This is a genomic window from Pseudomonas sp. WPR_5_2 (assembly GCF_003634475.1).
GTDB classification, from domain to species: domain Bacteria; phylum Pseudomonadota; class Gammaproteobacteria; order Pseudomonadales; family Pseudomonadaceae; genus Aquipseudomonas; species Aquipseudomonas izuensis.
The window spans coordinates 1-12,308 of the sequence record NZ_RBLA01000014.1 but is presented as its reverse complement, the minus strand read 5'-3'; the positions used below and the strand labels follow the sequence as shown (position 1 = coordinate 12,308).

General features: G+C 60.3%; 12 protein-coding genes. 2 read left to right on the top strand and 10 right to left on the bottom strand.

Annotated features, from left to right (window positions below; genetic code table 11):
* From BJ917_RS31645 to BJ917_RS31620, 6 genes are all read right to left on the bottom strand, one after another.
* A partial coding sequence (locus BJ917_RS31645; protein ID WP_121106080.1) for an aldehyde dehydrogenase family protein occupies positions 1–392 on the bottom strand: 392 nt, incomplete at its 3' end.
* A gap of 74 nt (positions 393–466) precedes the next feature.
* On the bottom strand, positions 467–1,294 hold the full coding sequence (gene phnX / locus BJ917_RS31640) for a phosphonoacetaldehyde hydrolase (protein ID WP_096512152.1): 828 nt from the start codon (positions 1,292–1,294) through the stop codon (positions 467–469).
* A gap of 38 nt (positions 1,295–1,332) precedes the next feature.
* On the bottom strand, positions 1,333–2,676 hold the full coding sequence (locus BJ917_RS31635) for an MFS transporter (RefSeq protein ID WP_121106079.1): 1,344 nt from the start codon (positions 2,674–2,676) through the stop codon (positions 1,333–1,335).
* 273 nt (positions 2,677–2,949) lie between these two features.
* The gene (locus BJ917_RS31630; protein WP_121106078.1) at positions 2,950–4,116 is read right to left on the bottom strand and encodes a 2-aminoethylphosphonate--pyruvate transaminase; all 1,167 of its coding nucleotides are present in this window, start codon (positions 4,114–4,116) and stop codon (positions 2,950–2,952) included.
* A gap of 500 nt (positions 4,117–4,616) precedes the next feature.
* Positions 4,617–6,008, bottom strand: a complete 1,392-nt coding sequence (locus BJ917_RS31625; RefSeq protein ID WP_121106077.1) for an FAD-dependent oxidoreductase — start codon at positions 6,006–6,008, stop codon at positions 4,617–4,619.
* A 46-nt stretch (positions 6,009–6,054) separates the two neighbouring features.
* Positions 6,055–6,405 (bottom strand): RidA family protein, encoded by a 351-nt coding sequence (locus BJ917_RS31620; protein WP_121106076.1) that lies wholly within the window; start codon positions 6,403–6,405, stop codon positions 6,055–6,057.
* 144 nt (positions 6,406–6,549) lie between these two features.
* Here BJ917_RS31620 and BJ917_RS31615 point away from each other — a divergent pair, with 144 nt between their 5' ends.
* Entirely contained in the window at positions 6,550–7,425 is an 876-nt protein-coding gene (locus BJ917_RS31615) for a LysR substrate-binding domain-containing protein (RefSeq protein ID WP_121106075.1), read from the top strand.
* 275 nt (positions 7,426–7,700) lie between these two features.
* Here BJ917_RS31615 and BJ917_RS31610 read toward each other — a convergent pair whose 3' ends face one another.
* The 4 genes from BJ917_RS31610 to BJ917_RS31590 all read right to left on the bottom strand — a co-directional run bounded on the left by BJ917_RS31610 (position 7,701) and on the right by BJ917_RS31590 (position 11,366).
* On the bottom strand, positions 7,701–8,261 hold the full coding sequence (locus tag BJ917_RS31610) for a YSC84-related protein (protein WP_096512146.1): 561 nt from the start codon (positions 8,259–8,261) through the stop codon (positions 7,701–7,703).
* A gap of 298 nt (positions 8,262–8,559) precedes the next feature.
* Positions 8,560–10,299, bottom strand: a complete 1,740-nt coding sequence (locus tag BJ917_RS31605; protein ID WP_121106074.1) for a dipeptidase — start codon at positions 10,297–10,299, stop codon at positions 8,560–8,562.
* Positions 10,300–10,490: 191 nt separating this feature from the next.
* Positions 10,491–10,793, bottom strand: a complete 303-nt coding sequence (locus BJ917_RS32490) for a hypothetical protein (RefSeq protein WP_121106073.1) — start codon at positions 10,791–10,793, stop codon at positions 10,491–10,493.
* A 147-nt stretch (positions 10,794–10,940) separates the two neighbouring features.
* The gene (locus tag BJ917_RS31590; protein WP_096512143.1) at positions 10,941–11,366 is read right to left on the bottom strand and encodes a hypothetical protein; all 426 of its coding nucleotides are present in this window, start codon (positions 11,364–11,366) and stop codon (positions 10,941–10,943) included.
* A gap of 146 nt (positions 11,367–11,512) precedes the next feature.
* Between BJ917_RS31590 and BJ917_RS31585 the strand changes: the two genes are divergently transcribed.
* Entirely contained in the window at positions 11,513–12,148 is a 636-nt protein-coding gene (locus tag BJ917_RS31585) for a TetR/AcrR family transcriptional regulator (RefSeq protein ID WP_096512142.1), read from the top strand.
* The last annotated feature ends 160 nt before the right edge of the window (positions 12,149–12,308 follow it).

The following is a 12,308-nucleotide window of genomic DNA, read 5'->3' as shown; positions in this document are numbered from 1 at the left end:
CACCCGGCGAAGTAGCGGAAGTGGTCGGCGGCCAGCGGAATATCGGCGTTGAGGGTTTCGCGCACGGCCTTGCCGTTGTCCCAGGATTCGGTGATGGCCAGCAGTTCGAGGTTTTGCTCGATGCGGTCGGCGATTTTCAGCAGCGCCAGCGAGCGGTCCTGCACCGAAGTCTTGCCCCAGGCATCGGCGGCGGCGTGGGCCGCGTCCAGGGCCTTGTCGATGTCTTCGGCCGAGGAACGGGGGAATTCGGCAATCGGCTGGCCATTCACGGGCGAGGTATTGGTGAAGTACTGACCTTTGACCGGCGCGACAAACTCACCGCCGATGTAGTTGCCGTAACGGGACTTGAAGGAAACGATGGCACCGGGAGTGCCTGGGTGGGCGTAGTTCATGATCGGGTTCTCTTGTTGTTTTGGGTTGTGACCGCCCGCAGGACGGTCACTGTCAGTGGCATAAGCCCGGCAGGTCAGGAGCCCTGAGGTGTTTCGCCACGTGCCAAACGCTTGTTGATGTCTTCAATGACCGCAGGCAAATCCACGATGGTGTCGATCAGGTAATGCGGGCGAGAGCCTTCGAACATCTTGATGATGCGTGTGCGCTCTTGGGCCAACTCTTCGAGGGACAAGTCTCTGAATTCCTCATAGGTCAGGCCCAGTGCGTTGCCGGAGCAGGTCAGTGCGACTGTCCACATGCCTGCGCTGCGGCCTTCGAGGATGCCCGGCCAGGTGTCGTCGACCTTGACGCAAGCCGCGACATCGTCGATCCCCAGCGCGATGACATTGGCCAACGCCTGTGCGGGATGCGGACGACCGTTAGGCACTTCGTCGGTGGCAACCACATGGTCGGTGACGTAGCCGTTCTTGCGCGCCAGCTCTACGACTTTTTCCATGACCACTGCCGGGTAACCCGAGCAGGAGCCGATCTTCAGGCCCTGGTCGCGCAGGCCGTTGATCGTATCGAGCGCTCCGGGAATCAATGCCGAGTGCAGGGCGATCTTCTCGATCTGCAACGGCATGAAGCGCTCGTAGAGGGCGGTGACGTCGTCGTCCGTTGGCAGGCGGCCAAAGACGGCATGGTAGCGATCGGCGATTTGTGGCTCGTTGCACAGCGTGCGGATGTGATCCCACTTGCCCATGCCCATCGGCCCGCGGGCTTCTGCCAGGGAGACGGCAACGCCGAACTCGGCAAAGGCTTCGACGAAGATTTGCGTCGGTGCGAAAGAGCCGAAGTCGACGACCGTGCCCGCCCAGTCCAGGACCACGGCTTGCAGTTGAGTCGGTTGTTTGTAATGCATGGTGATTGCTCCGGTAAGGGGTAGTTGGACGTTCGGAATCAGGAAGCGGTGCCGACAACGGCCGGTTGCACCGGGGTCGACTCAAGCGAAACGGTTTCCACTGTTTTCGGTCGGCTGTTCCAGAAAGGCACCAGCATCAGGCTGGCCAGCAGTGCCGTGCCGGTGAACACCAGGAACACGGTAATGGTGTCGAAGTAGCCCGGCAGCAGGCCGCCGAGGACCGCCCCCACCGAGCCACAGCCGTTGACGAAGCCTGCGGCAGAGGCCGCGCCGTCCTTGCTGCCGAAGTCAATGGCCGCCGAACCGCTGATCATCGAGTCCGGTCCGTAGAGCGTCAGGCCCATCATGAACAGCAAGCCGACCACCATATAAAGGCTGCCGCTCTGCATGGCCGGCACGAACAAGCCCAGGCAAATAGTGAGCACGACCAGGCTCAGGACGCAGGCCGGTATGCGACGCGCACCGAAGTACTTGTCCGATGCAATACCGATGAGGATCGGGCCGACCAGGCCAGCCAGTTCAAACGAGGTGGGAACGATGGAGGAGGCAACCTTGCCGATCTCGGGCATCCGATCGTAGATGATCACCGGACCCCACAGGAGAATGGCGTAGCGCGCAGGCTTGAGCATGAAATAGGCCAGGCCGAGCACCAGCACGGTTCGATTCTTGATCACGGTGCGCAAGCCGGCCCACATGCTTTCACGTGGAACGACGACGTTGCTGACCGGCTCGAGTTCGATCTCGACAGCTGGCAGGCCCACGTCTTCCGGCCGGTTCCGTTGCAGCACGAAGAACAACACCGCCACCACCAGGACCACGACAGCGCTGCTGATGAACGCGATGCGCCAGTCATGGAACGAGTTGTAGGCCCACCAGCCGGCAAATGGCGTTGCCACCAGGCCGCCGAAGGCATAGCTGGTGCTCCAGTAACCCAGTACCCGGCCACGCTCTCCGGTACTGAAGAAGCTGCCGACGTTCTTGCACAGACCTGACCAGCCGGTGGACTGGGCAAGCCCTTGAATCAGCATGCAGGAGACGAAAATCGGCAAGGTGGCGTAGGTTCCCATGGCCAGCGCGGCCACGGCCGAGATGACTAGACCGCTGAGCACCACGACCCTCGGGCCGAAGCGGTCAGAAAAGTTACCCCACAGAAACTGGCCCATGGCATACGCGGTCAGGTAGAGCGCATCGAGGTTGGCCATCATGGACTTTTCGAGCATGAAGCTCGGGTCTTCGCCAATACCCAGCTTGGCCACCGAAAACGCTTTTCGGGTGAAGTAGAAGGCGGCATAGGCCACCCAGGTGATGAGGAAAATCTGCACGCGCCAACGCTGGAGAGATTTCCAGCCGGTTGCGAGTGGGCTGGTGGTGTGCTTGTTCATGGTGTTCTGATCCCGTGTGAGGTGCCAGACAGCGCAAATTTGGTTGGTTTTTGTTTTTGTTTTTGATGCACAAGCCCGTCCGGACTCACGACATTGTTCAGATGGCGGTGAGAACGGCTTGAGGCTTGAACTATCAACTTGTCGCGATCACTGACGGGTGTCCGGCGCAGCCGGGCGATGGGTCAGCGAGTCCATGATTAAAAAAAGATCCCTGTCCAAAGGTGCTACCCATTGCACCTGTGCTCGAATTGACGGGGACCTTGAAAGGGGTGATCAGGTCGGCGTTTTGCGCATGTCCACACCCATGGCAATGAGGCTGTCGGCGATGGCGCGTAGCAGTTGATGGACGACGTATTCGTCGATCTGTCCGATGCAGCCGATGCGGAAGCTTTCGGCCTGGGTCAACTTGCCCGGGTAGATGATGAATTGGCGGGTCTTGAGTTCATCGTAGAAACGCATGAACTGGAAATCCGGGTGTTCGGGGCAAAAGAACGTAGTGATGATCGGCGACAGCCAGCAGTCTTCCAGCAAGGTGCGGAATCCCAGCTCATGCATGCCGCTGACCAAAACGTCGCGGTTACGCGTATAACGCGCCAGCCGGCCTTGCACACCGCCTTCGTTCGCGTGCTGTTCGAGGGCTTTGTGAAAGGCCACCACGCTGTGGGTCGGCGGAGTGAAACGCCATTGGCCGGTGCGTTCCATGTAGACCCACTGCTCGTAGAGGTCGAGGGACAACGAATTGGCGCGCCCCTTGGCCGCTTCCAGGACCGAGCGACGGATGATCACGAAGCCAAAGCCGGGGATGCCTTCGATGCACTTATTGGCTGAAGACACCAGCACGTCAAAGGCGATGTCATCGACGGTCACCGGTACGGCGCCGAAGGTGCTCATGGCGTCGATGATCAGACGCTTGCCGTGGGCCTTCACCACGTCGGCGATCGCGCACAGCGGGTTGAGAATGCCGGAGCTGGTTTCGCAATGGACCAGAAACACGTGGGTCACATCCGGATTGGCCTTGAGCAGTGCGTCCACTTCATCCGGCTGCGGCGGCAGGTAGTCACCTTTGTCCAGCGTGATGAAGGCGCGACCAAGGTATTCCAGGGTCTTGGTGGCGCGCTGGCCGTAGGCGCCGTTCATCAGCACCAAGGCTTTGCCGTCACGGGGGATGGCAGTGGCCAGCGCCGCCTCCACCGAGTAGCTGCCGCTGCCTTGCAACGGTACACAGGCAAAACTGTCGTCTTGCACGCCGGCCATGTGCAACAGGTGCTGGCGAACCTCGGCGGTGACACGGTTGAAGGCTCCGTCCCATGAACCCCAGTCACGGAGCATGGCTTCCTTGGTGGCTTTCGAGGTGGTCAACGGCCCCGGGGTCAGCAGGTAGGGTTCACCCAGGGCTGGTGTGGCCAGCGGCAGGGGAGTCGGAAACTCAGCTTTGGTCATGATCTTCTCCGGCGGTTTTGTTTTTGTGGGGAGTGATGCACGGAGCGATAAAAACACTCGCTGAAAAATAACTGAAATCGATTTATCACATGTCACAAACAAGCTGAGCTTATAAATGTTCAGGCGATGATCCGCCCGGTTTTGTTGAAATGACAGGTCCTGCATTGCATATCAGCCAACATCAATTGTCGGATTTTCCCGTGGGCGAGCGAGTACGCACCCCTCACGCCGATGTCATCGCGCAACGAAAGGCCTTGAGATTAAGTAATTGAAGTTAAAGATTATTTTTTTGACTGAGTGACCTTCCACGCACCTCCCGTCGCGAGAGGGTTTGTGGATGAGTCCTGAGGGGGGCGGCGTGGCTGAAATGACACGTGGCAACCGATTCCGAACGATCTGGTCCGTGTGCAAATCATGCGCTTTTAAAAAACCTGCCCGGTCGGCGCCGGGCAGGTTTTCTGTCGGCCAGCGAAAATTTTTTTGCCGGCAAGACGAAGCAGTTAGCCTTTATCCGCCTTGCCTGCCGCGGCGGCGAATTTTGCCAGGTGCACGTCGAGTCGACTCGGGCGTCGATTGTGATCTTCGGCTCGTTCCTTGCGGCGAACGGCATTGCGCACCATCAGTGAACCCAGGTAGCGAATCGGCTCCGCAGGGAAGTAGCCGAGCGGGCCTTGCAGTAGCGGTGAGCGCGTCCAGGGATTGTCCAGTCCCAGCACCAGCGACGAGAGGATTTGCCCGCCCATATGACAGGGACCGACGCCGCTGCCGGAGTAGCCGAAGCCATAGTAGATATTGCCCCTTGCGCCCATACGGCCGAAGAACGGCAACCCGGTGACCGAGCGATCGGACGGGCCGTTCCAGGTGGCGGCGATGCCGACATCGGCAAACTCCGGGAAGAACTCCCCCAGGGTGTTACGCAACAAGCCTTCATAGGGGGAGGGCTGGTCGAACACCGGCAGGATGCGCCCGCCGTAGGCGAAGGTATTACCTCCTTTGCCGAGCATGATCCGGCCGTCCGGGGTGTTGTGGTAGTAGTGCACGAAGATTCGCGAGTCGAGTACGGTGACCCCGCTGGTCAGGCCGATGCGCTTGAGCAAATCAGGTCGCGGCTCGGTGATGATCATGTCGCTGGAGACGATGGCCACTGTCCGCTCGAACGCTGGAAAGGCCCGCGCCATCCAGGCGTTGATCGCCAGCACCACGCGATCGGCGACGACTTGCCCACCCGGCGTGTCGACGGTGGCCGGCAGCCCTTGTTCCAGGCCGGTCATCGGCGAACCTTCGTAGATTCGCACGCCCAGTTCCAGCGCGACCCGACGCAGGCCGCGGACCAGCTTGCCCGGTTGCACACTGGCAGCCGCTGGTGAAAACCAGCCTTCGATGTGCCGGGTCGAACCCGCCATACGCTGCACGTCAGCCTGGGCGTATTTGGAAAACGAGTTGATGCCATTGCGCTCCAGCGCCGCGATCACCCCGTCAGTCGAACCCACCTGGGCGCGGTTGGTCGCGGTGTAGAGCGTGCCATCGAGACGGTAATCGGCATCCACCGCGTACTTTTCGCAAAAGTGGCCGATGGCGTAAATGCTCTGCTCCGATTCCTTGACCAGACGTACCGCCTCTTCGACGCCGAACAAGCGCTCCAGGGTGAAGTACTTGGCCGACCAGGACAGCGCGCAACCGCCGTTTCGTCCGCTGGCACCGGCACCGCAGATGTCGGCTTCGACGATGACCACGTCCAGTTCGGGGTTCTGTTCCTTGATCATGATCGCGGTCCACAAGCCGGTGTAACCGCCACCGACAATGCAGACGTCGGCGCGGGTGTCCTGCTGCAGTCGCGGACAGGGCATGTCGGGTTGGTCTTTCAGGGCCTGGTCGAGCCAGTAGGGTCGCATGGGGGGTATCTCCATTGATCGGTTCGAGGTAAAGGACTGGAAATGATCACGCGCACGCGGCGACCACGATCATTTCCACGCGCCAGGCGGGGTCGATCAACTGCGCCAGTGTGCAGGCACGGGTGGGCGCATGGCCTGCGGGAAAAAATTCATCCCAGACCCTGTTCAGCCCTTCGTAGTCCTCACGGTCGGCGAGCAGGATGCGCACCGACAGCACCCGCGTGCGGTCGCTGCCGGCACGGAGCAACAACTGCTCGATACCCGCGAGCACCTCACGGGTCTGCGCCTCGATATCGCCACTGAGGTCCGTGGCTACCTGGCCCCCGATGTAGAGGTGGTTGTCGTACCGGACCATGTCCGAACGGCGTTTAATCGCGGCGAAACGTTCAATTTCCATAGAGCACTCCAGGTCAATGCCAGCGGTGCCGCTGCTCAGGCAGCAGTCAGACGACTTGCGAAAACCATGCTTGCAGTTCATCTTTCATAAATAAAATCGATTTAACGAATGCATGAATAAGCTGAATCTATAGCAGGGTCTCCAATGGCGATTTCCCATACGCAACTCAAGGCGTTCCACGCCGTGGCCATGAATGGCAGCTTCACCCGGGCGGCCGAAGAGCTCTGCCTGTCCCAGCCAGCGGTGTCCGACCAGGTGCGCAAACTCGAGGATTACTACGGCGTGATGGTGTTCTATCGCGACAAGCGGCTGGTGCGCCTGACGGAGGTGGGCGAGCAATTGTTCGGCTTGACCCAGCGGCTGTTCGACATCAGCGTCGATGCCCATGACATGCTCATGGACTACCGCACCCTGTCGACCGGGACCCTGAACCTCGCCGTGGATGCGCCGGTGCATGTATTGCCCTATGTCGCCCGCTTCTGCAGCCGTTACCCCGGCGTCGACGTGAAGATTGAAACGGCCAACACCGATGAGGTCCTGCAGCGGTTGTTCGGGCACCAGGCAGACATTGCCCTGTTGGGACGGCACATCGAGGACGAGCGCTTGCAGACGCTGCACCTGCGCAGTGACCCGATGCTCGCCTTCGTCGCCCATGACCATCCATGGGCGCAACGCACCTCCATTTCCCTCGCTGACCTGGACAACACGCCGCTGGTCTTGCGCGAACAAGGTTCTGTCACACGGCTGTCCCTGGAAGAGGAGATGGCGGCGGCGGGCTTGCGCATCCGCAAGGCGATCGAAGTGGAGGGGCGTGAGGCCGCGCGCGAAGCCGTGGCGATCGGCATGGGCGTCGGTGTGGTCTCGGCAGCCGAGTTGGGCTCTGATTCACGGCTTCGAGGATTGCCGATCAGCGACTGCCAGCGCTGCTTCACCGAGACCCTGGTGTGCCTGCGGGCACAGAGCTCGCGGCGAATCTTGACGACCTTTTTCGACATCGTCAGGGAAGGGTTGGCAGCGTGAAGTTCATCGTTCAACCTTGGCCGTTTTCTGCCTTTCTCGGCGGGCTGAAACCGACCCATAGGAGACGTTCATACCTGAGATGGCAGATCACACATCCCATGCCTGCACACTACCGGCCGACCTGACAGGTAATTCTTGCGCATTCCCCTGCAGGAGCTGGCCAAGCCAGCCCCTGCAAGTCAGTGTGTTATCTGTAGTCGATGCGGACTTTGGCTTTACTGACAGTCCGCCAAGGCCACACCCACGGCCTTGATTCAGCAACCAAATCACCGTTTTTAGCGCTTGATCAAGGAAATCTTGGTGCCTTCGATGCTGATCCCGGCCATCAACCCTTGCTGGTCGAAGATGAACGCGTAGGCGTCGTCTTTCAGCGTCGAGCTGGACAGGTTCTTCGCGACCCCTTCATCAACCACCACCACCGTTGGCCCTACGCCGATTTCCCAGCCCTTGGTTTCAGTGATGTATTTCACTGCTTTGTCGGTCATCAGGAACACCACATAGCCGTACGACTGGGCGCCTGCCTGCAGCCCCCATGAGCCGCTGACGGAGTTGTAGTAATTCTCGACTTTCGTGCCCTTCATCAATACGCCTTCGCCATAGCTGCCGCCGAAGACAAGGCCCGCCTTGATGATTTTCGGGAAGACCAGCACAGCCTTGGCCTGGTGCGAGATGGTTTCAGAGAAGGGATTGGTCTTGTAGAGCGTGTGCAACGCTTGCCGGGAGTCGGCATTCAGATCTTCGGCGGTGGCGGCACCTGCAGTGTTCAGGAGGCTTGCCGAGATCAATGATGCGGTTGCGAGGAAGATCGACAGGAAGAAGCGCATTGATTGAGTCATTTGCGTACTCCGATAAGGGAGCATGGGATGGGAGCAGCAGTCAGCACCTGCCTTGGACAGGGCCGAACCCACTGCACGTTATCCTTCGCACCCTAAAGTGTGTGAGCTGCAAGCGTCGTTCCTGAGTGGAGCAGACCCTGGGCCTTTGATCAGGCGCGATGCCATCATTTGTTGTGACCACAGTGCAAGGGCCAAGGTTCGTCGTCAGAGGTTACTTTTGACAGACTGCTGTATCGTCGACAGGGGGGCTCTGGCGAAACTGGAAGCGGACCCGTCAGAACGACGGGTCCTGAAGGGGTCAGAGTGTCGGCAACTGCCCGACGCGTCCCATCATCTCGGTCACGATTTGCAGGTCCAGCAGGAATTGCCCGGTGGTCTTGAACTCGTTGTCGTTGTGACCGGTGTATTTGACGTCGGGCATGGCCAGGCCGAATTGCACGCCGTTGGGCAGTTCATGAACCGACGTGGCGCCGGCGGAGGTGCCGAACTTGTGTTCCATGCCGAGGTTTTCGCTGGTCACGGCGAGCAGGGCCTTGACCCATTCACCCTCGGGGTTGCGGTACATCGGCTCGGCGATCGAATAATCGAACGTCGGTGCAATCCGGGTCTTTTTGCTCCAGGCCTCCAGCTTTGCGGCGATTTCGGATTTGAGCACTTCCGGGGATTTGCCCTTTGGCACACGCAGGTTGACCGCCAGTTTGAAGGCTTTGTCATCCATTCCGACATAGGTCAGGGAAGTGGTCAGCGGGCCCATGAATTCATCGGAAAAGCCGACCCCCAGTTTGCTGCCCAGGTAGTCCAGCCCCCAGTTGTCGGCGGCGTAGCGGGCGGCGTCGGTAAACGCGTTGTGCTTGAGCGCGACCTTGCCGTCGAGGCTATTGATGAAGTCCAGCATCCTGGCCACCGGGTTGACGCCGGACTCGGGCTCGGAGGAGTGGGCGGAAACGCCGGTGACCGTCAGTTTGACGTCCTTGCCGACGACCTTGGCGGTGACGTCGAAGTTGCCGCCATTGCGCTGGGCATAATCGCTGCCGGCCTTTTGCAGGCGGGCGGCCAGTTCGGCGGGCTTGTCAGTCACCAGGGTGACGACCGAAGTCGACGGAATCTGGTTGGTGGCCAGGCCGCCGGTCATGGCGGTGATCTCGGCGCCCTTGCCTTGAGCGTTACGCCGGGCAAAGCGGGCCATGACGGTGCCGTAGCCTTTTTCGGCAATCACCACCGGGTAGCCGCCATCCAGCGCCAGGTTATAGTCGGGCGTCGGGTTGCGCTCGAAGTAATAGGGAATGGCGTCGCCCGTGGTTTCCTCGGTGGTGTCGACCAGCAGCTTGAAATTGCGCGCCAGTGGCAGCTTCTCTTCCTTGATGGTCTTCATGGCGTAGAGCGCTACCACGATGCCGTTCTTGTCATCCTCGGTGCCCCGGCCATACATGCGATCGCCGACCAGGGTGACCTTGAATGGATCGAGTTTTGTGCCGTCCTGCAGCACCCAGTTCTCCGGCGTCACCGGCACCACATCGGCATGGGCGTGAATGCCCACGACTTCATCGCCCGCGCCTTCGAGGGAGATTTCATAGACGCGGTTGTCGATGTTGCGAAAGTTCAGGTCGAACGCCTGGGCAAGGCCCTTGATCTTGTCGGCGATCTTGATGAATTCGGGATTCTCGTGCTGGGCCACGCCGTCCACGCGGACAGTCGGGATAGCCACCAGCTCACGCAAGGTTTCGGTCGCCGCGCTGCCGTATTTGACCCGTGCATAGAGGCCCAGCAGGCGATGGATGTCGTTTTGCTGCCCCGCCGAAAGCGTCTTGTTGTCGAGGAAAGCACGGATGGCCGGGCCGAGGTCGTCGGTCTTGGCGACATCGCTCTGGGCCAGGCGTCCCAGGAACTGTCTGAAATCCGTCACCGATGCATCACTGAACGTCTTGAGAATGATCGTGCTCTGTTGCGGGGTGATGTTGGCGTGGGCCGCGGTGGTGAACGACGAAAGGCTGGCGAGCACCAGGGTGGTCGCGGCCAGGTGCTTGAATGAAAAATCCATTGTGGGAGCATTCCTTTGCAGGCAGTTTGTGAGAAATATCTGATCGTTTGATCAGAAACATTTCCAAACTAACACCGCGAAGGCGTGAAGCGGGAGCCCCTGAAGCGGGATCTGTCGCACAGAAATGCAAAAGCGGCGCACAAACGAAAGTCCGGGGAAGCGGTGAACGACGATGTGAACGCGCTATTGCTCTATTGATTTTTGCACTCCGCCAGCACCACTTGGCAGGTGTCGGGTGTGCCACCGGATCGCCCCGCATAGCGTATGCAGTTGTTCATGGATTTCTGGCGAGCGATGTTCAAGGTAGCGCCCCAGGCCAGGCCACCCTCGCCGACAGACGGTAGCGCCTTTGCATAGCAGTTCGAGCCTGCGGTTGATTCTGCACGGCGAGCGCTGGCAGCTTTGTGCGCACATCCCGCCGTCAGCGCCAGGTTGATGGCGAGCAGGGAAGGGAGGACCCAGGAAGGGCATGGGCATGCTATCAATCGAGTCATCCCGTTTCCCCTGTATCAAGAGGCTGGAGGCGTGATTGCGCTGGCGTTCTACTCAGGTTAGATCAAATTGACCGCTGATTGACGCTTCGAGTCAGTTCTTCTGCCGACGCCTTGCGTTGCGGGCAGCGGTCAACCAGATCAGACGCGTTATGACAGGCGCGATTCGCGTGTCGCGCTGTTCAAGTACCCGGCCGTTACTCCGATGCGCGAATACACCAGCCACACAAACAGCAGCACACTGCCACCAACGAGGAGCGAGGCGATGGCAATCACCGGTTCGACTGACGGGAAGCCCTTGAGGCGCAGCGTCAGTGCGCCGAGCATCACCGGTACGCCAACGTTGTACGCCCAGAACTGTGCGGTGGCGGTGCGGCCTTCGGTGATTGTCGGGTGCACTGCGCCGATGAGTCCGAACAGTGCCATCGACACCCATCCCAACAGATTGATATGGGCATGTACCGCGAAGAGCGAGTGGTCGCCGGAAGCGCCCATCGCCACACCCAGCACCACGCCAATGGCAAAGTAGAGGACAGCGAGCCGAAACCAGGTCCGCGAACGGGGGTTGAGATTCATGGCATTCACCTCATGCGCCCTGAGGCGCGCTCAGTTGCTGAAGAAACGATATGACTCGTTAAGCCCGGCGCGACGGTTGTGTCGCGCCTGCCGTATGCCTATTATGAGACGAGTGTCTCATTACAAGACGGAGTATCATTTAATCCATGCCGACCCCGAAGTCAAGCCCGTCCAGACCGGACGGCGATTCGCCAGGCCGCGCCAATCAGAAGAGCCGAACGCGGCAGGCGCTTATCGAGGCAGCCGTCGCATTGCGCGACGAGGGCCATAATCCGACCGTTGCGCAAGTGGCCGAGCGCGCGATGGTGTCGCGGGCCACCGCGTATCGCTATTTTCCCTCACCCGAGGCGCTGATCAGCGAGACCGCGGCCGATCGCGACATGCAGCCGCTGGAGCGCATCTGGCGACCGGGGGACGATCCGGTCAAGGGTATTGGCCTGGCGGCTGACGCGTTGAACACACTCTTGATCGGCGACGAGATCGGCCTGCACGTGATGGAGCGTTCGTTCATGACGGTGTGGCTCGAAAACGAGTCCCACGAGACACCCCTGCGACCGGGGCGACGCATGAGCTACATCGAGCCGATTGTCGACTCGCTGAAGGACGTGCTCTCACCCGGGGCGTGCAAACGGCTGAAGCAGGCACTGTCGATCGTCATGGGCACCGAGGCGCTGATCGCCGTGCGCGATATCGGGGGGGCGAGCATCGAGGAATCTCTCGACGCTGCCGCCTGGGCGGCGCGGGCGCTCGTGCGCCAGGCGCTGGCGGAGGAGGAACTGTAGGCGCTGGCTTGTCGGGTTGCCGCATCGCAGCGAAGGCCACGGCACATGCAATGGAAGGGGTGTCTGACCCACCGCTTTCGCGAGCAGGCTCGCTCCCACAGTGTTGAGCTTCAGTGAACGCCAATGTTGTGGTCGCCAGAAATCCCTTGTGGGAGCGAGC